General features: G+C 71.1%; 18 protein-coding genes, 1 tRNA gene and 1 pseudogene. 12 read left to right on the top strand and 8 right to left on the bottom strand.

Annotated elements, in window-relative coordinates:
* On the top strand, positions 1 to 1,721 hold a 1,721-nt coding region (locus FNH09_RS29060; RefSeq protein ID WP_274390279.1), incomplete at its 5' end, for an ATP-dependent helicase C-terminal domain-containing protein.
* Here FNH09_RS29060 and pgfA read toward each other — a convergent pair.
* The 3 genes from pgfA to FNH09_RS29045 form a co-directional block, all read right to left on the bottom strand.
* Positions 1,711 to 2,703 (bottom strand): cell envelope lipid trafficking protein PgfA, encoded by a 993-nt coding sequence (gene pgfA, locus FNH09_RS29055; RefSeq protein ID WP_152892880.1) that lies wholly within the window; start codon positions 2,701 to 2,703, stop codon positions 1,711 to 1,713. The two genes, FNH09_RS29060 and pgfA, sit on opposite strands and share 11 nt — an antisense overlap.
* 90 nt (positions 2,704 to 2,793) lie before the next feature.
* The gene (locus tag FNH09_RS29050) at positions 2,794 to 2,928 is read right to left on the bottom strand and encodes an SPW_0924 family protein (protein WP_152892879.1); all 135 of its coding nucleotides are present in this window, start codon (positions 2,926 to 2,928) and stop codon (positions 2,794 to 2,796) included.
* A 166-nt stretch (positions 2,929 to 3,094) separates the two neighbouring features.
* On the bottom strand, positions 3,095 to 4,828 hold the full coding sequence (locus FNH09_RS29045) for a lytic transglycosylase domain-containing protein (RefSeq protein ID WP_152892878.1): 1,734 nt from the start codon (positions 4,826 to 4,828) through the stop codon (positions 3,095 to 3,097).
* Positions 4,829 to 5,099: 271 nt separating this feature from the next.
* Here FNH09_RS29045 and FNH09_RS29040 point away from each other — a divergent pair, with 271 nt between their 5' ends.
* Entirely contained in the window at positions 5,100 to 6,020 is a 921-nt protein-coding gene (locus FNH09_RS29040; protein WP_152892877.1) for a DUF4184 family protein, read from the top strand.
* Here the strand turns inward: FNH09_RS29040 and FNH09_RS29035 are convergent.
* On the bottom strand, positions 6,017 to 6,400 hold the full coding sequence (locus FNH09_RS29035; protein WP_152892876.1) for a hypothetical protein: 384 nt from the start codon (positions 6,398 to 6,400) through the stop codon (positions 6,017 to 6,019). The two genes, FNH09_RS29040 and FNH09_RS29035, sit on opposite strands and share 4 nt — an antisense overlap.
* A 387-nt stretch (positions 6,401 to 6,787) precedes the next feature.
* Positions 6,788 to 9,514 (bottom strand): DNA polymerase I, encoded by a 2,727-nt coding sequence (polA, locus tag FNH09_RS29030; RefSeq protein WP_162469260.1) that lies wholly within the window; start codon positions 9,512 to 9,514, stop codon positions 6,788 to 6,790.
* Between the two features lie 290 nt (positions 9,515 to 9,804).
* Here polA and FNH09_RS29025 point away from each other — a divergent pair, with 290 nt between their 5' ends.
* From FNH09_RS29025 to FNH09_RS28990, 8 genes are all read left to right on the top strand, one after another.
* Positions 9,805 to 12,084: an FdhF/YdeP family oxidoreductase gene (locus tag FNH09_RS29025; protein ID WP_152892875.1), complete on the top strand. Its 2,280-nt coding sequence runs from the start codon at positions 9,805 to 9,807 to the stop codon at positions 12,082 to 12,084.
* A 101-nt stretch (positions 12,085 to 12,185) separates the two neighbouring features.
* Positions 12,186 to 12,674: a hotdog fold thioesterase gene (locus FNH09_RS29020; RefSeq protein WP_152892874.1), complete on the top strand. Its 489-nt coding sequence runs from the start codon at positions 12,186 to 12,188 to the stop codon at positions 12,672 to 12,674.
* 206 nt (positions 12,675 to 12,880) lie between these two features.
* Positions 12,881 to 13,405 (top strand): hypothetical protein, encoded by a 525-nt coding sequence (locus FNH09_RS29015; protein ID WP_238427167.1) that lies wholly within the window; start codon positions 12,881 to 12,883, stop codon positions 13,403 to 13,405.
* 985 nt (positions 13,406 to 14,390) lie between these two features.
* Positions 14,391 to 15,617, top strand: a complete 1,227-nt coding sequence (locus FNH09_RS29010) for an ABC transporter substrate-binding protein (RefSeq protein WP_162469259.1) — start codon at positions 14,391 to 14,393, stop codon at positions 15,615 to 15,617.
* Between the two features lie 109 nt (positions 15,618 to 15,726).
* Complete coding sequence (locus FNH09_RS29005) at positions 15,727 to 16,659, top strand: branched-chain amino acid ABC transporter permease (protein WP_162469258.1); 933 nt, start codon at positions 15,727 to 15,729, stop codon at positions 16,657 to 16,659.
* Between the two features lie 5 nt (positions 16,660 to 16,664).
* Positions 16,665 to 18,488, top strand: a complete 1,824-nt coding sequence (locus tag FNH09_RS29000) for a branched-chain amino acid ABC transporter permease (RefSeq protein WP_152892871.1) — start codon at positions 16,665 to 16,667, stop codon at positions 18,486 to 18,488.
* 5 nt (positions 18,489 to 18,493) lie between these two features.
* The gene (locus FNH09_RS28995; protein ID WP_152892870.1) at positions 18,494 to 19,546 is read left to right on the top strand and encodes an ABC transporter ATP-binding protein; all 1,053 of its coding nucleotides are present in this window, start codon (positions 18,494 to 18,496) and stop codon (positions 19,544 to 19,546) included.
* Positions 19,543 to 20,259: an ABC transporter ATP-binding protein gene (locus FNH09_RS28990; RefSeq protein ID WP_152892869.1), complete on the top strand. Its 717-nt coding sequence runs from the start codon at positions 19,543 to 19,545 to the stop codon at positions 20,257 to 20,259. Before FNH09_RS28995 ends, FNH09_RS28990 begins: the two co-directional genes overlap by 4 nt.
* A gap of 85 nt (positions 20,260 to 20,344) precedes the next feature.
* Here the strand turns inward: FNH09_RS28990 and FNH09_RS28985 are convergent, their stop codons facing one another.
* Positions 20,345 to 21,001 carry a response regulator gene (locus FNH09_RS28985; RefSeq protein WP_162469257.1) on the bottom strand — a complete coding sequence of 219 codons (657 nt, stop codon included), beginning with the start codon at positions 20,999 to 21,001 and terminating at the stop codon, positions 20,345 to 20,347.
* A 103-nt stretch (positions 21,002 to 21,104) separates the two neighbouring features.
* Here FNH09_RS28985 and FNH09_RS28980 point away from each other — a divergent pair.
* Together FNH09_RS28980 and FNH09_RS28975 are read left to right on the top strand one after the other, a co-directional pair.
* A tRNA-Leu gene (locus FNH09_RS28980) sits at positions 21,105 to 21,177 on the top strand.
* Positions 21,178 to 21,283: 106 nt separating this feature from the next.
* A pseudogene (locus FNH09_RS28975) lies at positions 21,284 to 21,675 on the top strand (hypothetical protein).
* 10 nt (positions 21,676 to 21,685) lie between these two features.
* On the opposite strand, the gene pyk reads toward FNH09_RS28975, so the two are convergent.
* Both pyk and FNH09_RS28965 read right to left on the bottom strand, forming a co-directional pair.
* Positions 21,686 to 23,122, bottom strand: coding sequence for a pyruvate kinase (pyk, locus tag FNH09_RS28970; protein WP_152892868.1), 1,437 nt, complete (start codon positions 23,120 to 23,122; stop codon positions 21,686 to 21,688).
* A gap of 130 nt (positions 23,123 to 23,252) precedes the next feature.
* Positions 23,253 to 23,936 (bottom strand): SIMPL domain-containing protein (locus FNH09_RS28965; protein ID WP_152892867.1); only part of this gene is annotated, 684 nt, incomplete at its 5' end.

The raw sequence follows: 23,936 nt of genomic DNA, 5'->3' as shown, positions 1-23,936 counted from the left end.
AGCGTCAGATGGGTATAAGAGACAGGTACCGGTGCTGGTCGGAGGCGGAGGACAGCCGGCTGCCGCGCTTCCCGGCACCGGAGATCAAGGTGGCCGACCTGACCGCGTTCGCCCTCCAGGCCGCCTGCTGGGGAGATCCGGAGGCGTCCGGGCTGGCGCTGCTGGATCCGCCGCCGGGCGGGGCGATGGCGGCGGCGCGGTCCGTGCTGACGGCGATCGGCGCGGTCGACGCGGCCGGCCGGGCCACTCCGCGCGGGGTCCGCATGGCACGGCTGGGGCTGCATCCCCGGCTGGGGCGGGCGCTGCTGGACGCGGCGGCGTCGATCGGCGCGGAGCGGGCGGCCGAGGTGGTGGCACTGCTCGGCGAGGAGCCGCCGCGGGAGTACGGGGACGACCTCGCGGCGGCCCTGCGGGCGGCCCGGCGCGGGGGTGACGCGTACGCGGCCCGATGGCGAGCGGAGACCCGACGCCTGCGCGCCGCCGCCGCGGGGGCGGCCGATCCGGGTGCGAGGTCCCTGGACCCGGCCGCGGGGTCCCCGGATCCGACGACCGGATCCCTCGATCCCACGGCTGGATCCCTCGATCCCATCGCCGGGTCCCCGAATCCGACGGCCGGATCCCGGGATGCCGCCGCAGGGTCCGCGGGCACCACGACCGGTGCCGTCGGTGCCGTTGCCGGTGCTGCGGGCGCCAGGACCGGTGCCGCCCGTGCCGTCGGCTCCGTGGGCGGTGTCGTGTCGGGGGGTGAGGAGGAGCGGCTGGTGGGGCTGGTCGTCGCGCTCGCCTTTCCCGAGCGTGTCGCCCGGGCGCGCGGCGGCTCCTTGCTGATGGCCTCCGGGACCCGGGCGGAGCTCCGTGAGGGCTCGGGGTTGCGCGGGGCGTCCTGGCTCGCGGTCGCGGTCGCGGACCGGCCGCTCGGCCAGGGGCACGCGCGGGTGCAGTTCGCGGCCGTGGTGGACGAGGACGTGGCCCGGCTGGCGGCGGCGCCGCTGCTCTCCTGCGGCCAGGAGGTGCGCTGGGCCGACGGCGACGTGGTCGCCCGGCGGGTGGAGCGGCTGGGTGCCGTGGAACTCACGGTGCGCCCGCTGACCGACCCGGACCCCGGCCTCGTACGGAAAGCGCTGGTCGAGGGGTTGCGGCAGGAAGGGTTCGGGCTGCTGCGGTGGACGCAGGAGGCGGAGTCGCTGCGTCGGCGGCTCGCCTTTCTCCGGCTGCACCTCGGTGACCCCTGGCCCGCCGTCGACGACGAGGCGCTGCACGCGCGCGTGGACGACTGGCTGGAGCCGGAGCTCGGCCGGGCGCGCCGGCGCGCGGACCTGGCGCGGATCGACGCGCGGGAGGCGCTCGGCCGGCTGCTGCCCTGGGCGTCCGGGGACGCCGCCCGCCTCGACGAACTGGCCCCCGAGCGGATCACCGTGCCCAGCGGGTCCGGCGTCCGGATCGACTACGGGGATCCGCAGCAGCCCGTGCTCGCGGTGAAGTTGCAGGAGATGTTCGGCCTCCAGCGGTCGCCGGCCGTCGCGGGGGTGCCGCTGCTCGTGCACCTGCTCTCCCCCGCGGGCCGGCCCGCCGCCGTCACCGCCGACCTCGCCTCCTTCTGGAAGGTCGGCTACAAGGGCGTACGGGCCGAGCTGCGCGGTCGCTATCCGAAGCATCCGTGGCCCGAGGACCCCGCCACCGCGGAGCCGACCCGGCACACCAACGCCCGGCTCAGGCGGTGACCGGTTCGGGGTCCGCGGCGGGCGCCGGTGCCGGACCGGCGGGGCGGCGGCCGCGCGCCTCCAGCCAGAGGGCGAGGGCCAGCAGCAGCGCGGCCAGGGCCAGGAAGCCCCAGGGCAGGTAGGAGGTCAGCAGCAGGACCAGGGTGCGGTTGGACTTGACCAGGGCGACCGTGTGCTCGATGTAGTCCTCGCGCATCTTCACGTGCCCCGCGAACGCGGTGACCTTCGCGCGGCCGCCGAGCAGGGTGCCGCCGCGCAGTTCCTCCCGGTGGATCTCCTCGCCGTAGACGGGGGCGCCGGTGACGGGTTCGACCCAGAACCTGCGGACCGTGGTGTACCAGCGGGTGGTGCCGGTCCCGGCGACGGACTCGGGCGTGACGCCCTCGACGGGCATGACCTTGGGAAACGCGACCCTGGTCCAGGGGACGGTCTGCTCGAAGTAGTAGACCTTCAGGCCGCGGAAGGTCCGGGTGCCCCGGTAGTGGATGGGCGCCGAGGTGCGGGCCTGCGCGTCGAAGTACTCGTAGTCCCGTTTCTCCGTCAGGAAGGGCCACTTGAACTCGATGCCCTGCCGTCGCACCGGATCGCCGTCGACCGCCTCGCCGGTGGCGTGGACGGGTTCCTGGGTGTGGGCGTCGAAGATGTAGCGCTCGGACACCTTGGAGACCATCTTGCCGTCGGGGCCCTGGACGTAGGAGAGGCCGTCCCAGACCACGACGTCCCGGCCGGCGGTCTTCTCGATCCGGTCCGACTCCTCCACGTTGCCCTTGAGGGTCTGCACGATGGTGACCTTGGAGACCTTGCGGGCCTGCATGGTGCCGTAGTCGAGGAGGGTGGCGTCCTTCGCCTCCAGGACCATGTCCTGGTACTGGTTCGCGGGGATCTTGGCCAGGCGCGGGAAGGCGTACCAGCGCAGCAACGGGGACAGCGCCGCGAAGAACACGGCGAGGGCGAGCAGGACCAGGCCGGCCTTGCGACGCATCTCGGCCTCCCTCCCGGGTGGGAACGGCTTCGGGCTTTCCTCGGACGGTGTTCGGTGGACGGCTTTCGGCAGGCGGCTGTTCGCGGACGGTCACGGATGTGCGGGGACCGTCGTCAGCAACGGTTCGGGGGACGTGCGGCCGGCCGGTGAGCCCAGCGCGGTGAGGGTGAGGACCAGGGCGAACGCGAGGGCGAGACCGGTCGCGGCGGCGATCAGGGCGCGCATACGGATCCTCCCGACGGACTGGAACTGACACCACATCAGATCGGGCACCGTAGCAACGGCCGCGCGAGATGAGAACACGTCGGGCGCACACGACGAAGGCGCCCCGCCGCCGAAGCGGTGGGACGCCCTGTCTCGCACCGGTCGGAAGGCCGACCGGTCGGGCCGGTCAGGCCGAGGGAGTCGCGGAGGCGGACGCGGAGGCGGTCGCCGAGGCGGACTCGGTGGGACTGGGGGTCGGGTCGGGCGTCGGGGCCGCCGTGACCGTCAGTTCGACGGTCAGCGTCGCCCCGCCGGTGGTGGTGATGCGCAGCAGGTAGGTGCCGGCGGTGTCGTCCGCGTACAGCTTGGGCAGCTTCAGCAGGCCGTTCGCGTCGGTCTCCAGGCCCGTCAGGGTGCGCACGGCGTTGCCGTTCGCGTCCTTGAAGTAGGGGCCCTTGTCGTTCTCGGTCGTGTCGCCCGCCGACCCGACGAGCATGGCGGTGGCCGCGACCTTGTCCGCGACGGCCCCGCCGTTGGTGGCCTTCACCTCGACCTGGTCCGCGAACTCCCCGCCCGCGGTGCAGCTCAGCGCGGTGTCACTGGTGCGGGTGAGCGTGTCGGCGGCGCGGGCGGTGACGGTGGCCGCGTGGTCGACGGCGGAGACCGTGCGGCCCACGACGACGGCCCGGACGGTGAAGCCGCCGGTCTTCTCGCCCGCCTGGAGCACCGGTGCCACCGCGACGCCCGTGGTGTCGGTGGCGACGGTCGCCACGCTCTCGCCTCCGGTGAAGGTGGCGTCGGTGTCGCCGACGACGGTGAAGCGGACGCGCACCTTGCCGACGCCCTTGCCCGCCTTGGTCTCGGCGCGCGCGCTGATCTTCCCGTCGAACGCCTGGCCCGCCGTCGCGGTGAGCGTCTGCGTACCCACGTCCTTCAGGTGGTCCACCGTGTCGGTGGGCGTCGGGGCCGGGGTGCTCGGCGTCGACGGCTTCGGGCTCTGGGGGGTCGGCGCGGACGGCGTGGGCGTCGTCGGCGCGGACGGGGAGGTGGTGGGGCCCGACGTGTGCCGGCCGTCGCTGCGGTTGGCGGGCAGGGTGCCGGTGCCGTCCGGGATCTCGTGGGTGCCCTTGCGGTAGTACTCCAGCCACGACAGGACCGTGTTGAGGTAGTCCTGCGAGTAGTTGTAGCTGAGGATCGCGCGGTTGAGGTCGGCCTGGGTGGACAGGTCCCAGCCGTTGCGGCACAGGTAGTGGCCCGCGGCGAGGGCGGCGTCGTAGACGTTGTTGGGGTCCTTGACGCCGTCACCGTTGCCGTCGCGGCCCGCCCACGCCCAGGTGGACGGAATGAACTGCATGGGGCCCACGGCCCGGTCGACGGTGGTGTCGCCGTCGTAGGCGCCGTTGTCGGTGTCCTGGATGAGCGCGAAGCCGTTGCCGTCCAGCTTCGGGCCCAGGATGGGGCTGAGGGTGGTGCCGTTCGCGTCGACGTTGCCGCCGCGAGCCTGGCCCGACTCGACCTTGCCGATGGCGGCGAGGAGTTCCCAGGGCAGGTTGCAGCCGGCCTTGGAGGCCGCCAGCTCGGCCGCGGCCTTCTTGTAGGCGTCCAGGACGGTGGCCGGTATGCCCGCCTCGACCGGTCCCGTCGCGACGGGACCGGCGCTCGCGCCCGGCGTCGGGGTCGGGGTCGCGGGGTTCGGGCTGTTCAGCGGCGGCAGATCGGTGTAGTAGGGCGAGTTGCCGGTGGCGGCGCCGTCGTCGGCGGCCGCCTCGGGCGTGGCCTGCGCGTCGGCGGCCGTCTGCCTGCCCTGGGTGTCGACCGTCACTCCCGGCGCCTGAGAGGCGGAGAGAGCCGCGACCGCGGCCGCCGCCACGGTGGTGGCGAGGGCCCCCTTGCGAAGACGCCTGCCGAATTGCGCCGCCATAGAGTGAATCCCTCCCATGGACGCCGAGTGCGCCCGACCGACTTCCGTCTGCTGTCCCGCTCTGGTGTGACGGTCCTGCCGCCCCGGGGGTTGCCCTCCCGGGTGTGTGACCCAGGCGACCCTACGACAACTTGCTTTGCACGGGCACCTGTTCGCGCCCGATATTCACCAGTTGGCCAAGTCCGGTTATCCGAGGCGAGCGTCACGCATACTGGACGACAAATGATCATCAGGTCGGCCGTTCGACCAATGCCCTGCACAGGAGGCCGAGTTGCCGTTCACCCTGAGCCACGCGGCGGCCGTGCTGCCCGGTTTGCGCACCGACGGCTCCGGCCGGGGGCCACTGGTTCCCGCGGTCCTCGTGGCCGGATCCTTCGCACCCGACATGACCTATTACGCGGCAAGTGTCGTGCCGGGGGCCATGGAGTTCGGCGACATCACGCACTCCTTCCCTGGCGTCTTCACGGTCGACGTGCTCGTCGCCTGGGCGCTGGTGGGCCTGTGGTCGCTGCTGCGGGAGCCGCTGGTGGCGCTGCTGCCGCGGGCCCGGCAGGGACGGTGGGCGGCGCTGCTGCACTGCGGGGCGCCGCGGGCGCGGGTGCGGGCCCGCACGGCGGCGCGGTGGTACCTGTCGGCGGCGCTCGGCGCGCTGACGCATGTCGTGTGGGACGCGTTCACGCACCACGACCGCTGGGGTACGCGGCTGATCCCGGTGCTGGGCCGCGAGGTGGCGGGCCGGCCGGTGTACTGGTTCGCGCAGTACGGCAGCTCGGCCGTGGCCGCGGTGGTGATCGCCGCGTTCGTGCTGATCGCGCTGCGCCGCACGCCGGCGGACCCGACGGCGGGCCGTCCGGCCGGCGGTCCGGCGGGCGCCGGGGTGGTGCGGACGGCGGGTGGCTCCTCGGGCGTGCCCGCCCTCTCGGTACGGGACCGCTGGTGGGCGGTCTCGGTGATCGGCGGCTGCGTGCTGGCCGGGGCGGTGCAGCGGGTGTCGCGGTGGTGGGTGTCCTGGGACACCTCGCTCAGCCCGTGGGAGCTGATCCCGACGCTGTGCTTCGGCGTGGGCGCGGGACTCGTGCCGGGACTGCTGCTGTACGCCGTCGGCGTGCGCGTGTGGCGTCCGGCGCCCGGGGCCGCCGCCGGACACAGGGAGGGCGTGGAGGGTGTCGGCGTCGGTCGGGGCCGTTCCTAGCTCTCGGGCCGCCGGAGCCCGACGGGCGCCGCGACGAACACGGTGACGGTCCCGGTGGCGCGCGGCTTTCGGGGAAGCCGGGCGAGGAGCAGGTACAGGTAGGCCAGGCCGGTGTCGGCCCACAGGCGCCAGGCGGGTGTCTCACGGGGGTCCGCGGCGTACCGTCCCCCGCGGGTGAGCCGGCGCAGGAGCCCGGCCGCCGACCGGCGTGCGGCCATGGCCGTCGTGGCGGGGACGCGGAGGGCCCCCGCCCCGGCCGCGAAGGCCGGGAGCCCGGCGCCGGTCACAGCTCTGCCCTTGCCGTCGGACCGCGCCGACGACCGTCCCTGGGGACGGGCCCGGTCGGGTCCCGTCCGGCGGTGGAGCATCCGTATACCCATGCCCGCATCCTTACGGTCGCGGGCCCCCACGGGCGTTCTCGCGAGGGCCACGCGAGTGACGGGTTGCTGCGGAAGAACGTCCCCCCGCCGACCCGCCCGCACTCCGCACGGGGACGCGAGGCACCACGGGGCACCACGCGCGCGGGCCCAGGGCCCGCGGGCGAACCGGCAGGCGGGCCAGGACCGCGAGGGCGAACCGCCGGGCCAGGCCGGGCCCGGACGGCGAATCGCCGGGCCAGGGCGGCACCGCGGGGCCAACCCGGGGCCCGGCCGAACCCGGGCCCGGGCGACACCGCAGGACGAAGCGCCGAACCAGGCCGGGACCGCAGCACGAAGCGCCGGGCCCGGACCGGGACCGCGGGGCGGACCCGGGCTCGGGCGGAGCGTTCAGTGCGCGGCTGACTCCCAATCCGGCCCCACACCCACCGACACGTCCAGCGGGGCGCGCAGCTCGACCGCGCCCGCCATCTCGCGGCGGACGATCTCCTCGGTCGCCGCCCGCTCACCGGGGGCGATCTCCAGGACGATTTCGTCATGGACCTGGAGCAGCATCCGGGAGGTGAGGTCCGCCGCCCGCAGCGCCCGGTCCACGTTCAGCATGGCGATCTTTACGATGTCCGCCGCCGTGCCCTGGATGGGGGCGTTGAGGGCCATGCGCTCCGCCGTCTCGCGGCGCTGCCGGTTGTCGCTGTTGAGGTCGGGCAGATGACGGCGGCGGCCGAAGAGGGTCTCGGTGTAGCCCGTCGAACGTGCCTCGTCCACGACCCGGCGCAGATAGTCCCGTACGCCGCCGAAACGCTCGAAGTAGGTGTCCATGAGCGCGCGGGCCTCGCCCGCCTCGATGTTCAGCTGCTGGGAGAGACCGAACGCCGACAGGCCGTACGCCAGGCCGTACGACATCGCCTTGATCTTGCGGCGCATCTCCGCGTCGACGGCGGAGCGCTCGACGGAGAAGACCTGCGAGGCGACCGTGGTGTGCAGGTCCTCGCCCGAGGTGAACGCCTCGATCAGGCCCTCGTCCTCGGACAGGTGGGCCATCACCCGCAGTTCGATCTGGCTGTAGTCCGCCGTCATCAGCGACTCGAAGCCCTCGCCGACGACGAAGCCGCGCCGGATCGCCCGGCCCTCGTCGGTGCGGACCGGGATGTTCTGGAGGTTGGGGTCCGTGGACGACAGCCGCCCGGTCGCCGCCACCGTCTGGTTGAAGGTGGTGTGGATACGGCCGTCGCCCGCGACCGTCTTGATCAGGCCCTCGACGGTGACGCGCAGCTTCGCCTGCTCACGGTGGCGGAGCATGATGACCGGCAGCTCGTTGTCGGTCTGGCCGGCCAGCCAGGCGAGCGCGTCCGCGTCCGTGGTGTAGCCGGTCTTCGTCTTCTTGGTCTTGGGCAGGGCGAGCTCGCCGAAGAGGACCTCCTGGAGCTGCTTGGGCGAGCCCAGGTTGAACTCGTGTCCGGCCGCGGCGTGCGCCTCCTTCACGGCCTGCTGCACCGCGCCCGCGAACATCTGCTCCATGGCCTCCAGATGGGCCCGGTCCGCCGCGATGCCGTGCCGCTCCATCCGCGCGAGCAGCGCCGAGGTGGGCAGTTCCATGTCCCGCAGCAGCTCCGCGGCACCGGCCTCCGCCAGCCGGCTCTCGAACGCCTCCCCCAGGTCGAGGATCGCGCGGGCCTGCACCATCAGTGCCTCGGCCTCGGCTCCGTCGTCCGCCCCGAAGGCCAGCTGCCCGTCGGCCGCGGCGGCCGGGGCCAGCTCCCGCCCCAGGTACTCCAGGGACAGCGCGTCCAGGTCGAAGGAGCGCCGGCCGGGCTTGACGAGATAGGCGGCCAGCGCGGTGTCCATGCGCACCCCGGCGACGCTCCAGCCGTGCTCGGCGAGGACCCGCATGGCGCGCTTGGCGTTGTGCAGGACCTTCGGCGCGTCCGCGTCGGCCAGCCAGGCCGCGAAGGCGTTGTCGTCGGCCTCGTCCAGCTCGGACGGGTCGAACCAGGCGGCCGTACCGCCGCCCGCGGCGAGCGCGACCTCGGAGACCGAGCCGCTGCCCAGCGCCCAGGTGTCGACCATGGCGACACCGAGGACCTCACCGGCGTGCCCGGCCAGCCAGCCGGTCAGCTCGCCGGTGCCGAGCACCGTGCCGTCCAGCTCGACGCCCTCCGTGACCACCGTGGTCGACTCGGCCTCCTCCGCGCCGGGGTCGACGGCGAGCAGCCGCTCGCGCAGCGAGGGGTTACGGATCTCCAGGGTGTCCAGGATCATCGCCATGGTCTTGCGGTCGTACGGCGCGCGCTCCAGGTCGGCGACCGTCTTCGGCAGCTCGACGTCACGCACCATCTCGGTCAGCCGGCGGTTGAGCTTGACCGCTTCCAGGTGGTCGCGCAGGTTCTGCCCGGCCTTGCCCTTGACCTCGTCGACCCGCTCGACCAGCTCCGCGAACGAGCCGAACTGGTTGATCCACTTCGCGGCCGTCTTCTCGCCGACACCGGGGATGCCCGGCAGGTTGTCGGACGGGTCGCCGCGCAGGGCCGCGAAGTCGGGGTACTGCGCGGGCGTCAGCCCGTACTTCTCGAAAACCTTCTCCGGGGTGAACCGGGTCAGCTCGGAGACACCCTTCGTCGGGTACAGCACCGTCGTGTGCTCGGAGACCAGCTGGAAGGAGTCGCGGTCACCGGTGACGATCAGCACCTCGAAGCCCGCGGCCTCGGCCTGCGTGGCGAGTGTGGCGATGACGTCGTCCGCCTCGAAGCCGTCGACCGCGAACCGGGAGACGTGCATCGAGTCGAGCAGCTCGCCGATCAGCTCGACCTGGCCCTTGAACTCGTCCGGGGTCTTGGAGCGGTTCGCCTTGTACTCCGTGAACTCCTCGGAGCGCCAGGTCTTGCGGGAGACGTCGAAGGCCACCGCGAAGTGCGTGGGCGCCTCGTCGCGCAGCGTGTTCGCCAGCATCGACGCGAAGCCGTAGATCGCGTTCGTCGGCTGGCCCGTCGCGGTCGTGAAATTCTCCGCGGGCAGCGCGAAGAACGCGCGGTAGGCCAGCGAGTGCCCGTCCATGAGCATCAGGCGCGGGCGGCTCTCGCCGGAGGTGTCGTCGGTCGTCTTCGCTGCTGAATCTGCCACGTCCCCGATCCTGCCACGCCACACCGACAGTCGGCTCCGCCCAGCCCACTCACGCCCGCGCCCGGCCGTCCCGCGGGCGGCGGCGGGACGGGACACGGGTGGCGCGGGCCGCACACGGCAGGCGCACCCGCGGTCGCGCAACCATTGCTCCCACTTCCCCGTACGACCGGCCTCGATCGTTGTCGGTGTCGCGTGCGAGGATCCAGGAGGTCGAGGTCCCGGGCCCGTCACAGGGCAGACGACGGCACGACCCGGGAGACGCAGCACACACGGAAGAAGGAGAGCTCGCGATGGCAACGAAGCCGCCGAAGGCCGATCCGGTCCAGGACGCGCCGAAGGTCGCCGAGCCGAAGCACGCGGCCGCCGGGCTGCCGGCCGTCGGGCACTCCCTGCGCATCGCCCAACAGCAGATGGGCGTCAGGCGCACCGCGCTGACCCTGCTGCGCGTCAACCAGAAGGACGGCTTCGACTGTCCCGGCTGCGCCTGGCCCGAGCCGGAGCACCGGCACACGGCGGAATTCTGCGAGAACGGCGCCAAGGCGGTCGCCGAGGAAGCCACCCTGCGCCGGGTCACCCCCGAGTTCTTCGCCGCCCACTCCGTCCAGGACCTCGGCGCACGCAGCGGCTACTGGCTCGGCCAGCAGGGGCGGCTCACCCACCCCATGTACCTCCCCGAGGGCGCCGACCACTACGAGCCGGTCACCTGGGAGCGCGCCTTCGACATCGTCGCCGACGAGATCGCCGCCCTCGGCTCCCCCGACGAGGCCCTCTTCTACACCTCGGGCCGCACCAGCAACGAGGCCGCGTTCCTCTACCAGCTCTTCGCCCGCGAACTGGGCACCAACAACCTGCCCGACTGCTCGAACATGTGCCACGAGTCGTCGGGCTCGGCCCTGACCGAGACGATCGGCATCGGCAAGGGCAGCGTCCTGCTGGACGACCTCTACCAGGCCGACCTGATCATCGTCGCCGGCCAGAACCCCGGCACCAACCACCCGCGGATGCTCTCCGCGCTGGAGAAGGCCAAGGCGAACGGCGCGCGGATCATCAGCGTCAACCCGCTGCCCGAAGCGGGCCTGGAGCGCTTCAAGAACCCGCAGACCCCGCAGGGCATGCTCAAGGGCGCCGCCCTCAACGACCTCTTCCTCCAGATCCGCATCGGCGGAGACCAGGCCCTCTTCCGCCTCCTCAACCGGCTCGTCCTGGAGACCGAGGGCGCCGTCGACCAGGCGTTCGTCGACGAGCACACCCACGGCTTCGAGGAGTTCGCCGCGGCCGCCCGCGCCGCCGACTGGGACGAGACCCTCACCGCGACCGGCCTCACCCGCGAGGAGATAGACGAAGCCCTGCGCATGGTGCTCGCCTCGAAGCGCACCATCGTCTGCTGGGCCATGGGCCTCACCCAGCACAAGCACTCCGTGCCGACCATCCGCGAGGTCGTCAACTTCCTGCTGCTGCGCGGCAACATCGGCCGCCCCGGCGCGGGCGTCTGCCCGGTGCGCGGCCACTCCAACGTGCAGGGCGACCGCACCATGGGCATCTTCGAGCGGCCCGCCCCCGCCTTCCTGGACGCGCTGGAGAAGGAGTTCGGCTTCGCCCCGCCGCGCGAGCACGGCTACGACGTCGTCCAGGCCATCCGCGCACTGCGCGACGGCGAGGCGAAGGTCTTCTTCGCCATGGGCGGCAACTTCGTCTCCGCGTCGCCCGACACCGACGTCACCGAGGCGGCCATGCGGCGCGCCCGGCTGACCGTGCACGTCTCGACGAAGCTCAACCGCTCGCACGTCGTCACCGGCGCGCGCGCCCTGATCCTGCCGACCCTGGGCCGCACCGAGCGCGACGTCCAGGCCGGCGGCGAGCAGTTCGTGACGGTCGAGGACTCCATGGGCATGGTGCACGCCTCCCGCGGCCGGCTGGCGCCCGCCGGCGCCCACCTGCTGTCCGAACCGGCCATCGTGTGCCGGCTGGCCCGCCGGGTGCTCGGCACCGACAGCAAGGTCCCGTGGGAGGACTTCGAGAAGGACTACGCGACCGTCCGCGACCGCATCGCGCGCGTGATCCCCGGCTTCGAGGACTTCAACGCGCGCATCGCCCGCCCCGAGGGCTTCACCCTGCCGCACGCGCCGCGCGACGAGCGCCGCTTCCCGACGGCCACCGGCAAGGCGAACTTCACCGCCGCGCCGGTCGAGTTCCCCGCCCTGCCCGAGGGCCGGCTGCTGCTCCAGACCCTGCGCTCGCACGACCAGTACAACACCACGATCTACGGTCTCGACGACCGCTACCGGGGCATCACCAACGGCCGCCGGGTGGTGCTGGTCAACTCCGAGGACGCGCGCACGCTGGGCGTCGCCGAGGGCTCGTACGTCGACCTGGTGAGCGAATGGAAGGACGGCGTGGAGCGCCGGGCGCCCGGCTTCCGGGTGGTGCTCTATCCGACCGCGCGCGGCTGCGCGGCCGCCTACTACCCGGAGACGAACGTGCTGGTCCCGCTGGACGCCACCGCCGACACCAGCAACACCCCGGCCAGCAAGTCCGTCGTGGTGCGTCTGGAACAATCGGCAACCGACTGAGCGTTTGCTCAGCCGACAGCGCCGTACGGAGATCCGAACGGGACACCGGGAGGAACACCGGACGGACCGCCGTACCGATCCCGACGAACGGAGCCGGCCCCATGGGCGAGCAGCAGCAAGTGAAGTTCCCGCAGGAGGTCATCGACGAGTACGCCGCGCTCGGTGTCGACCTGCCCGCCCTGTTCTCCGCCGGTCACCTCGGCACCCGGATGGGCGTGCAGATCCTGGAGGCGTCCGCGGACCGCGTCGTCGGCACCATGCCGGTCGAGGGCAACACCCAGCCCTACGGTCTGCTGCACGGCGGCGCCTCGGCCGTCCTCGCGGAGACCCTCGGCTCGGTCGGCTCCATGCTGCACGGCGGCAGCAGCAAGATCGCCGTCGGCGTCGACCTCAACTGCACGCATCACCGCGGAGCCCGCTCCGGCCTGGTGACCGGGGTCGCCACACCGGTGCACCGCGGGCGCTCCACGGCGACGTACGAGATCGTGATCAGCGACGAGGAGGGCCGGCGCGTGTGCACGGCCCGGCTGACCTGTCTGCTGCGGGACGTGAACCCGGGCGACGCGGCCCCCGCGCAGCCGGCGGGCTGACCCCGCACAGCACAGACCCCGCAGCGCGGGTCTCGAAGCGCAGGCCCCGCAGCGCGGGTCCCGCAGCGCAGGCCCCGCGGCGCGGCTCTCGCGGCGCGGGGGCGTGCGCCCGGCGGCGCGGGGCCGTCGCCTCCGCGGCACGGGGCCGTCGCCTCCGCGGCGCGAGGCCGTTGCCCCCTGGGCGCCGGGCGCCCTAGCGTCGGGGCATGGCAACGGGAGGGCCCCACCGCGGCACGGCAGCACGCCTGCCGCGCCGTCGGCCGAGCCGTCGCCCCGCCCTCTCCCCCGCGTCCGCTCTCGCCGTCGGACTCGCGCTCCTGACGGGCATGTCGACCACCGGCTGCGACAGCGGCTCCCCCGCCACCGGCCGCGCACACGGCCCATCAGGCCCGCCGTCCGCGTCCCGCGCAGCCGGAACATCGGGCACGTCCGGTGGCGCCGCGGGGTCCGGTTCCCCGGCGCCCTCGGTCACCGCGCCCGAGGAGCTGTGCACCCGTCTCGTCGCCCACTGGGCCCGCCAGGTCCTGGACACCCCTACCTACGGTGACTATCAGTCCATGGGGCTGTCCAACGGCCAGTACGAGATCCTGCGCGCCGTCGTGGCCGCCGCGCGGGCCGAGAGGAAACGTCAAGGTGTCACCGCGGCAGTCGAGTTGATCGACCGTCAGGCAGGCAGGGCCTGCGCCGACCGGTACCGCTCCGGCGAACCGGGCAAGGACCCCTGGCGGTGAGCGGCGCCGGTCCCGCCGAGCCCGGAGAGGGCACCCCGCGCACAGGACGAACTCCCCGAACTCCCCCCACAGGTACATACGGCCGGTTCCTTACGAGCCACCCGGGCAGGCCTGAGCCGCCGTCAGAGCCGCCACCGGGCCGCACGCGCAGCCCCGTCGGCCACCGGCCCGCACGCGCTACCCCGCCGGCCGCCGGTCCGCCCGGTGACAGCGGCCGCCCCCACGGGCCCCTGCCCACACAGCGTCAACACTCGTACCCGTACAGCGTCAACACCCGTACCCCGCAAGGACGTTCCCCGCACCGCCGTTCCCCGACCGGACGGTGGCGGCGAGGCCCGGCCCGACCCGCACGCCCCACCGCCCGGGGCACCGTCGCACGGCTTCGGCCGACAGGTGCTCCCGCAGGTCGAGTCCCGGCCGCCGGCCACCGCGCCCCGGCCGGCCCGGCCCGGCGCAGGACTCCTAACAGCGCCAGCCGAACAGACACTTTTCCGGACAAAAACCGGTTCAGCTCGCAAGATCGCCATCAGCATGCATGTCACGGAATGCGGAAATGCGCCAAGAAACGCCGATCCATCTTTCCTCGCCGTAACTCTACGTAATGCGCGCGCAATACAGGTTCCAGGTTTAGCGCGGGCCCCGCGCTATCCGCGCGGCTCCCCCAAAGCCCTGCAAGTAGCCTGCGGCAACGATTTACGTCATTACCAAAACGCCTGAAGCACCTGGCCACTTCGAGGGCCATCCTGCAGGTTCTCACTATGCGGACAGGGCGAATCGGCCTGAATTCCACTGTTCCCCCCGCTCGGCACCGCTCTGCATTACCTCGTGTCATAACAAGAGCGTCACAGCCTTCGTCAGACCCTCCTCGACATTCCCTCCGCGCGCTTAGAGTCACGGCCAGTCACCGCGGCTGGAAACTCACTCCGGCCAGCGCTCGACTCGGCCTCTTCCAGGGGGGAGGGCCGCCCAGGGAAAGGACAAGAACGTGCGTCAACGTTCGCTCATCGCCATCACCGCCGCGCTGTCCGCGGGAGCACTCACCCTCACCGCCTGCGGTTCGCGTGACAGCGGCGACAAGAGCTCCGACAGCGGCGGCACCGTCGTCACCATCGGCGTGGACGCCCCGCTCACCGGCGACCTGTCCGCGCTGGGCCTCGGCATCAAGAACTCCGTCGACCTCGCCGCCAAGACGGCCAACAAGAAGAAGTACGTCGACGGCGTCACCTTCAAGGTCGTCGCCAAGGACGACCAGGCGCAGCCGTCCTCCGGTCAGCAGAACGCCACCGCGCTCGTCGCCGACAAGAGCGTCATCGGCGTCGTCGGCCCGCTGAACTCCTCCGTCGCCGAGTCGATGCAGAAGGTCTTCGACGACGCCAAGCTGGTCGAGGTCTCCCCGGCCAACACCAACCCCGCGCTGACCCAGGGCACCAACTGGGCGACCAGCAAGGCCCGCACGTACAAGTCGTACTTCCGTACCGCGACCACGGACGCCATCCAGGGCCCGTTCGCCGCCCAGTACGTCTTCAACGACGCCAAGAAGAAGAAGGTCTTCGTCATCGACGACAAGAAGACCTACGGCGCCGGCCTCGCGGGCACCTTCACCACCGAGTTCAAGAAGCTCGGCGGCCAGGTCGTCGGCACCCAGCACATCAACCCCGACACCAAGGACTTCTCCGCGGTCGCCACCCAGGTGAAGAACTCCGGCGCCGAGGCCGTCTACTACGGCGGCGAGTACCCGCAGGCCGGCCCGCTCAGCAAGCAGATCAAGGCCGCCGGCGCCAAGATCCCGCTCATCGGCGGCGACGGCATCTACGCCGACGACTTCATCAAGCTCGGCGGCGCCTCCGCCACCGGCGACCTCGCCACCTCCGTCGGCGCCCCGGTCGAGACCCTCGACTCCGCCAAGGAGTTCGTCGCCAACTACAAGGCGGGCGGCTACAAGGAGGAGTACGGCGCCTACGGCGGCTACTCCTACGACTCCGCCTGGTCGATCATCGAGGCCGTCAAGAAGGTCGTCGACGACAACGGCGGCAAGCTGCCCGACGACGCCCGCGCCAAGGTCACCGCCGCCGTCCAGAACGTCTCCTTCGACGGCGTGACCGGCAAGGTCTCCTTCGACGAGTTCGGCGACGCCACCAACAAGCAGCTCACCGTCTACGCCGTCGAGAACGGCGCGTGGAAGGCCGTCAAGTCCGGCACCTACGCCGGCTGACCCAACCCGCACTCCTGAGCCGCGCGGGGCGCTGTTCCACTGGCGCCCCGCGCGCACTCGCATCCGGCCCCACCCGTCGAAACATCCGAACCGTCTCGGAGGACATGCGGTGAACGAACTGCCGCAGCAGCTGGTCAACGGCCTGCTACTGGGATCCATGTACGGCCTGGTCGCCATCGGCTACACAATGGTCTATGGCATTGTCCAGCTCATCAACTTCGCCCACGGCGAGATCTTCATGACCGGAGCGTTCGGCGCTCTCACGGTCTACCTGTACATACTGCCTGACGGCACATCCATGATGATCGCCCTGCCACTGATGCTGGTCGGCGCCGTCCTGGTCTCCGTCACCATCGCCGTCGGCGCGGAACGGTTCGCCTACCGCCCCCTCCGCAACGCACCACGCCTCGCCCCGCTCATCACCGCCATCGGCCTCTCGCTCGCGCTCCAGCAGGCCGTCTGGGCCTGGTACCCCAACGCCACGTCGGCCATCGTCTTCCCGCAGATCGAAGGCGGCCCCTTCAAGATCGGCAGCGTCACCATCCAGACCGGTGACATCTTCCTGTTCATCGCCGCCCCCATCAGCATGGCCATCCTCGGCTACTTCGTGATGAAGACCCGCACCGGACGCGGCATGCAGGCCACCGCCCAGGACCCCGACACCGCGAAGCTGATGGGCGTCAACACCGACCGCATCATCGTCATCGCCTTCGCCCTCGGCGCCACCTTCGCCGCCGTCGGAGCCGTCGCCTACGGCCTCAAGTACGGTCAGATCGACTTCAAGATGGGCTTCCTGCTCGGCCTGAAGGCGTTCACCGCGGCCGTCCTCGGCGGCATCGGCAACATCTACGGAGCCATGATCGGCGGCCTCGTCCTCGGCGTCGCCGAAACCCTGGCCACCGCGTACATCGCCGACATCCCCGGAATGGACAAGTTCGGCAGCAACGCCTGGGCCGACGTCTGGGCCTTCGTACTCCTCATCCTCGTGCTGCTGTTCCGGCCCCAGGGCCTGCTCGGCGAGCGCGTCGCCGACAGGGCGTGACAACGATGACTACACAGACCACCGCACCCGACGCCGCCAGCACCCCCGCCACCGCGCCGTCCGGCCTCATCGGCATCCCGCCGCAGATCGGCCGCGCCCTGGCAACCGGCGGCGGCATCCTCACCGTCATCTCCACGTTCCTCGCCTGGACCTGGACCTCCGCCTTCCCCGGCGACCTCACCGTCTACGGCTACCCCGGCGGCCTCCAGGTCCTCGTCCTCATCGGCGGCGCACTCACCACCCTCTTCGCCCTCGCCTCCTACGGCGTCAAGGGCCTGGGCTGGCTCGTCCCCGCCGGCGCCGACGGCGCCATCAAGTTCGCCGCCCTCGCCACCTTCGCCACCGCCTGGTACACGGTCATCGCGATCAGCACGAACCTCGGCGGCGTCGTCAACCTCGAACCCGGCGGCTACCTCGTCGCAATCGGCAGCCTGGCCGCCCTCCTCGGCGCCCTCGCCCTGCCCTTCGAGCACCCCGAGGCCGACCCGATCGACCCCGACGACACCTCCTGGGAGCACTTCAAGCACCGCGCCGCCCACCGCTGGACGACCGTCAAGGCCGCCTTCGCCTCCGGCACCGCCCGCCCGGTCGGCAAGCTCCCCTCCTACGTCGAGATCCTGATCATCGTCGCCGTCCTCGCCCTCGGCCTCTTCGTCTTCACCTACGGCATCGGCACCGAGTACGACGAACTGTTCATCGGCTTCCTCCTCACCGCCGGCTTCGGCTTCGCCGCCCTCAACAAGTCCGGCCTCATCGCCCAGGCGTCCCAGATCACCGCCCGGCACCAGAACATCACCGTCTGCGGCGCCTTCGTCGCCGCCGCGGCGTTCCCCTTCACCCAGACCGACGACCAGTACGCGACCCTCGGCGTCTACATCCTCGTCTTCGCCACCGTCGCCCTCGGCCTGAACATCGTCGTCGGCCTCGCCGGCCTCCTCGACCTCGGTTACGTCGCCTTCCTCGGTGTCGGCGCCTACGCCGCGGCCATGGTCTCCGGCTCCCCCAGCTCACCGTTCCACGTGCACTTCCCGTTCTGGGCCGCCGCTCTCGTCGGCGCCGCCGCCTCGCTCGTCTTCGGCGTCCTCATCGGCGCCCCGACCCTGCGCCTGCGCGGCGACTACCTCGCCATCGTCACCCTCGGCTTCGGAGAGATCTTCCGGATCACCGCCAACAACCTCGACGGCACCTCCGGCCCCGACATCACCAACGGCTCCAACGGAATCTCCTCGATCCCGAACCTCGACATCCTCGGATTCGACTTCGGCGCCATCCACAACATCCTCGGCTTCGAGATCGGCCGCTTCGCCAACTACTTCTTCCTGATGCTGGTCATCACCGCCGTCGTCGTGCTGGTCTTCCGGCGCAGCGGCGACTCCCGCATCGGCCGCGCCTGGGTCGCCATCCGCGAGGACGAGACCGCCGCCCTCGCCATGGGCATCAACGGCTTCCGCGTCAAGCTCATCGCGTTCGCCGTCGGCGCCTCGCTCGCCGGCCTCGCCGGCACCGTCCAGGCCCACGTCACCTACACCGTGACCCCCGAGCAGTACCTGTTCGCCGGCCCCATCCCGCCCAACTCCGCCTTCCTGCTCGCCGCGGTCGTCCTCGGCGGCATGGGCACCATCGGCGGCCCCCTCATCGGCGCCTCCCTGCTCTTCCTCATCCCCAACAAGCTCCAGTTCCTCGGCGACTACCAGCTCTTCGCCTTCGGCATCGCACTCATCCTGCTGATGCGCTTCCGTCCTGAGGGCCTCATCCCCAACCGACGCCGCCAGCTCGAGTTCCACGAAGACGCGGAAGCGCCCACCGTCCTCACCAAGGCAGGGGCCTGACCACCATGACCACCGACACCACCACCCAGGACACCACCCCCGGCGCCCCCGCCACCGGAGAGACCGTCCTCGACGCCCGCGGCGTCACCATGCGCTTCGGCGGCCTCACCGCCGTCCGCAACGTCGACCTCACCGTCAACAGCGGCGAGATCGTCGGCCTCATCGGCCCCAACGGCGCCGGCAAGACCACCTTCTTCAACTGCCTCACCGGCCTCTACATCCCCACCGAGGGCGAGGTCCGCTACAAGGGCACGGTCCTGCCGCCCAAGTCCTTCAAGGTCACCGCCGCCGGCGTGGCACGCACCTTCCAGAACATCCGTCTCTTCGCCAACATGACGGTCCTGGAGAACGTGCTGGTCGGCCGCCACACCCGCACGAAGGAAGGTTTCTGGTCGGCCGTCCTGCGCCTCCCCGGATTCCACAAGGCCGAAGCCGCCTCCCGCGCCCGCGCCATGGAACTCCTGGAGTTCGTCGGCCTCGCCGACAAGGCCGAGCACCTCGCCCGCAACCTCCCCTACGGCGAGCAGCGCAAGCTGGAGATCGCCCGCGCCCTCGCCAGCGACCCGGGCCTGCTCCTGCTCGACGAGCCCACCGCCGGCATGAACCCGCAGGAGACCCGCGCCACCGAGGAACTGGTCTTCGCGATCCGCGACATGGGCATCGCCATCCTCGTCATCGAGCACGACATGCGCTTCATCTTCAACCTCTGCGACCGCGTCGCCGTCCTCGTCCAGGGCGAGAAGCTCGTCGAGGGCGACAGCGCGACCGTGCAGGGCGACGAGCGCGTCGTCGCCGCCTACCTGGGAGAGCCCTTCGAGGGCGCCCCCGGCGCGGAGGAGGCCGCCGAGGTCGCAGCGGCCGAGGCCGAGACGGAGACCCCCGCGGTCGAGACCCCCGAGGCGGAGACCTCCGAGGCGGAGACCTCCGAGGTCGCGGCGGACGACACCGAAGCCGAAGCCCCCGAGGCCGAGGCCGACGACGCCGAAACCGCCGACGCACCCGCCGCGGCCGCCGACACCACGACGGACACCGCGCCCGGCAAGGAGAACGACCGATGACCGCACTGCTCGAAGTCGAGGACCTCCGGGTCGCCTACGGCAAGATCGAGGCCGTCAAGGGCATCTCGTTCAAGGTCGAGGCCGGCGAGGTCGTCACCCTCATCGGCACCAACGGCGCCGGCAAGACCACCACCCTGCGCACCCTCTCCGGCCTCCTCAAGCCGGTCGGCGGCCAGATCAAGTTCAACGGCAAATCGCTCAAGAAGACCCCCGCCCACCAGGTCGTCTCCCTGGGACTCGCCCACTCCCCCGAGGGGCGGCACATCTTCCCGCGCATGACCATCGAGGACAACCTCCGCCTCGGCGCCTTCCTGCGCAGCGACAAGCCCGGCATCGAGAAGGACATCCAGCGCGCCTACGACCTCTTCCCCATCCTGGGCGAACGTCGCAAGCAGGCCGCGGGCACCCTCTCCGGCGGCGAGCAGCAGATGCTCGCCATGGGCCGCGCGCTCATGTCCCAGCCCAAGCTGCTGATGCTCGACGAGCCCTCCATGGGCCTCTCGCCGATCATGATGCAGAAGATCATGGCGACCATCGCCGAGCTGAAGTCCCAGGGCATGACCATCCTGCTCATCGAGCAGAACGCCCAGGCGGCACTCTCCCTCGCCGACCACGGTCACGTCATGGAGGTCGGCAGCATCGTCCTCTCCGGCACCGGCCGGGACCTGCTGCACGACGAGTCCGTCCGCAAGGCGTACCTGGGCGAGGACTGAGCCCCGGTCCTCCCCGTACGACGAGGCCCGCGCCCCCTGATCCCAGGGAGCGCGGGCCTCGTCGTAGCCACTGCGGCGGTGGAGCTCAGCCCTTCGCGGCCTTCTTCTCCTCGGCATCCGCGATGACGGCCTCGGCGACCTGCTGCATCGACATCCGCCGGTCCATCGACGTCTTCTGGATCCACCGGAACGCGGCCGGCTCGTTCAGCCCGTACTCGGTCTGGAGCACCGACTTCGCCCGGTCCACCAGCTTGCGCGTCTCCAGCCGCTGGGAGAGGTCCGCGATCTCCCCCTCCAGCGCCTTCAGCTCCGCGAACCGCGACACGGCCATCTCGATCGCCGGCACGACGTCGCTCTTGCTGAACGGCTTCACCAGGTACGCCATCGCACCGGCGTCCCGGGCCCGCTCCACGAGGTCGCGCTGCGAGAACGCGGTCAGCATCAGCACGGGCGCGATGCGCTCCTCGGCGATCTTCTCCGCGGCGGAGATACCGTCCAGCTTGGGCATCTTCACATCGAGAATGACCAGGTCCGGCTGGTGCTCGCGGGCGAGTTCGACGGCCCGCTCGCCGTCGCCCGCCTCACCGACGACGGAGTAGCCCTCCTCCTCCAGCATCTCTTTGAGATCGAGCCGGATCAGGGCCTCGTCCTCGGCGATGACGACACGGGTCGTCAGCGGAGGCACATGCGACTGCTCGCCATCGGGCACGTCAACGGGCTGGGGCGACTCGGGGGCGGTCACGGGGGCTCCTCGTTCAGGGGCAGGGGTACTGCTGACAAGAGCCTACCTAGCTGCGGTAAGGTAGGGGCACAGCGGGTAACCGCTGACCTTCGTTTCGAAGGGGGCCCCGGTAGCCCAGCGGTAGAGGCCATGGATTCAAAACCCATACAGCGTCGGTTCGAATCCGACTCGGGGCACTTTTCCTTGGATGCCAAGGTTGTCACTCAAAAGCGGATGTTCCCGTTCTCGTGAACATCCGCTTTTTGCTGCGTGGCGTCATCGCCCTCAACGCAAAGTGGCCACATGTACGACATCGGCACCCGGGAGCGAACGCTTGCCCTGGTGGCTCAGGGGCGCAGTCTGAACTCCGTCAGCAAGGAGACCGGGATCTCCCGGGCCACGATCCGCTCGTGGCATACGCGGCTGGAGCCTCGGCGCGCCGACCACGAGTGCCCTCGATGCCAGGGCCCGCCACGCACGCCTCGGAACCCTGCCGCGTGATCGGCGGCGAGCGAAAGCGTTATGAATACCCGCGGTACTTCTTCACCAACCTGTCCGACGACATAGTCCACTTGTTCACGCAGTCACTCGAACTCGTGGGTGTCGACTGGAAGAAGGCGAACGCCTACAACATCTCCGTAGCCCGCAAAGCCTCCGTAGCTCTCATGGACACCCACGTGGGTCCGAAGTACTGAGCCCCGTCGTCTACTTGGGACTGTCGTCCTCGCCCACGTGGTGGACCCTCACCAGGTTCGTCGAGCCGGAGACGCCGGGCGGGGAGCCTGCCGTGATGACCACGATGTCGCCCTTGCGGCAGCGGCCGTAGCGCAGCAGGAGTTCGTCGACCTGGGCGACCATCGCGTCCGTGGAGTCGACGCGGGGGCCGAGGAAGGTCTCCACACCCCAGGTCAGGTTCAGTTGGGAGCGGGTGGCCGGCTCGGGAGTGAAGGCGAGCAGGGGGATCGGGGAGCGGTAGCGGGAGAGGCGGCGGACGGTGTCGCCGGACTGGGTGAAGGCGACCAGGAACCTCGCGCCGAGGAAGTCGCCGATCTCTGCGGCCGCTCGGGCCACCGCTCCGCCCTGGGTGCGGGGTTTGTTGCTGTCGGTCAGTGGCGAAAGGCCCTTGGCAAGGATGTCCTCCTCGGCGGCTTCGACGATCTTCGCCATGGTGCGGACGGTCTCGATGGGGTATTTGCCGACGCTCGTCTCGCCGGAGAGCATCACGGCGTCGGTGCCGTCGATGACGGCGTTGGCGACGTCGCTGGCTTCCGCGCGGGTGGGACGGGAGTTCTCGATCATGGAGTCGAGCATCTGGGTGGCGACGATGACCGGTTTGGCGTTGCGCTTGGCGAGTTTGATGGCGCGCTTCTGGACGATCGGGACCTGTTCCAGGGGCATTTCGACGCCGAGGTCGCCGCGGGCGACCATGATGCCGTCGAAGGCGGCGACGATGTCGTCGATGTTGTCGACGGCCTGGGGCTTTTCCACCTTGGCGATGACGGGGAGGCGGCGGCCTTCCTCGTCCATGATGCGGTGGACGTCCAGGATGTCCTTGCCGCTGCGGACGAAGGAGAGGGCGATGACGTCGAAGCCGTTGTGCAGGGCCCAGCGCAGGTCGGCCTCGTCCTTCTTGGAGAGGGCGGGGACGGAGACGGCGACGCCGGGGAGGTTGAGGCCCTTGTGGTCGGAGACGAGGCCGCCTTCGACGACGGTGGTGTGGACGCGGGGGCCGTCGACGGAGGTGACTTCGAGGCAGACCTTGCCGTCGTCGACGAGGATGCGTTCGCCGGTGGTGACGTCTTCGGCGAGGCCCTGGTAGGTGGTTCCGCAGCTGTGGCGGTCTCCTTGGGCGCCGTCCTCGACGGTGATGGTGAAGGTGTCGCCGCGTTCAAGGAGTACGGGGCCTTCGGTGAACCGGCCGAGGCGGATCTTCGGGCCTTGAAGGTCGGCGAGGAGGCCGACGCTGCGTCCGGTCTCGTCGGAGGCCCTGCGTACGCGCTGGTACCGCTCCTCGTGTTCGGCGTGTCCGCCGTGGCTGAGGTTGAAGCGGGCGACGTCCATTCCGGCTTCGACCAGGGCTTTGATCTGGTCGTACGAGTCGGTGGCGGGCCCGAGGGTGCAGACGATTTTTGCTCGGCGCATGGTTCGAGCCTAGGGCTTACCGGTGGGTAGAGGTTTTGGTGCTGCATGTCTACTCAACAACGCTTGCGTGAAGGGCTCTTGACAACTGTTGAATGGGCGGCGGTGTGCTCCGATGAGCATTCTTTTCGTCTCAGAGCCGGGGCGGCCGCAGCGTGAAGCGTGCGTTGACGGAGGCGTGCAGGTGTTGGCGCTGGGGTTCGAGGTCGAGGGATGCGGCGGCGGTCTCCTCGGTGGCGCCGGCGTAGGACATGGTGCGCATGCGGGCGGCGGGGGGCCGGGGATAGGCGGGCTGGGTGTTCTCGGCGCCGATGTCGGCGAGTTCGAGGAGGGCGTCGAGGGTGGTGCCGAGTGCTTCGGCGTATTCGCGGGCGCGTTGGACGGCTTCGTGTACGGCCTTCTGGCGTACGTCGCGGTGGGCGGGTGAGTCGGGGCGCAGGGTCCACCAGGGGCCGTCGACGCTGGTGAGGTCGTGGTCGGCGAGGCGGGTGACGAGTTCGCCGAGCGCGGTGAAGTCGGCGAGTTCGGCGGTGGTGCGGACGGCTCCGTGGTAGGTGCGGACGCGTTCGCCGCGGCCGTGCTTGGTCAGTTCGGGGGTGAGGGAGAAGGCGCCGGTCTCCAGGCGTTCGACGGCGTCGCCGTAGGTCTTGACGAGGTCGAGAACGGCTGTGTTGCGGCGGGTGAGGTCGTCGAGGGCGGTGCGCCGGTCCTTGCCGCGGGCACCGACGGTGACGGTGATGCGGGCGATCTCGGGGTCGACTTCGAGGTGGGCTTCTCCGCGGACGGCGATGCGTGGCGCGTCGGGGGTGCCGTAGGG

The organism is Streptomyces adustus, assembly GCF_009377175.1.
Taxonomy (GTDB): domain Bacteria; phylum Actinomycetota; class Actinomycetes; order Streptomycetales; family Streptomycetaceae; genus Streptomyces; species Streptomyces adustus.
The sequence above is the reverse complement of the archived record's forward strand: the minus strand, read 5'-3'. Positions and strand labels throughout refer to the sequence as shown.

Excerpts from the sequence above, each read along its gene's own strand:
- pgfA (WP_152892880.1), bottom strand. The coding sequence starts at position 2,703 with ATGCGTCGCAAGGCCGGCCTGGTCCTGCTCGCCCTCGCCGTGTTCTTC.
- FNH09_RS29050 (WP_152892879.1), bottom strand. The coding sequence starts at position 2,928 with ATGCGCGCCCTGATCGCCGCCGCGACCGGTCTCGCCCTCGCGTTCGCC.
- FNH09_RS29045 (WP_152892878.1), bottom strand. The coding sequence starts at position 4,828 with ATGGCGGCGCAATTCGGCAGGCGTCTTCGCAAGGGGGCCCTCGCCACC.
- FNH09_RS29035 (WP_152892876.1), bottom strand. The coding sequence starts at position 6,400 with ATGGGTATACGGATGCTCCACCGCCGGACGGGACCCGACCGGGCCCGT.
- FNH09_RS29025 (WP_152892875.1), top strand. The coding sequence starts at position 9,805 with ATGGCAACGAAGCCGCCGAAGGCCGATCCGGTCCAGGACGCGCCGAAG.
- FNH09_RS29020 (WP_152892874.1), top strand. The coding sequence starts at position 12,186 with ATGGGCGAGCAGCAGCAAGTGAAGTTCCCGCAGGAGGTCATCGACGAG.
- FNH09_RS29015 (WP_238427167.1), top strand. The coding sequence starts at position 12,881 with ATGGCAACGGGAGGGCCCCACCGCGGCACGGCAGCACGCCTGCCGCGC.
- FNH09_RS29000 (WP_152892871.1), top strand. The coding sequence starts at position 16,665 with ATGACTACACAGACCACCGCACCCGACGCCGCCAGCACCCCCGCCACC.
- FNH09_RS28995 (WP_152892870.1), top strand. The coding sequence starts at position 18,494 with ATGACCACCGACACCACCACCCAGGACACCACCCCCGGCGCCCCCGCC.
- FNH09_RS28990 (WP_152892869.1), top strand. The coding sequence starts at position 19,543 with ATGACCGCACTGCTCGAAGTCGAGGACCTCCGGGTCGCCTACGGCAAG.
- pyk (WP_152892868.1), bottom strand. The coding sequence starts at position 23,122 with ATGCGCCGAGCAAAAATCGTCTGCACCCTCGGGCCCGCCACCGACTCG.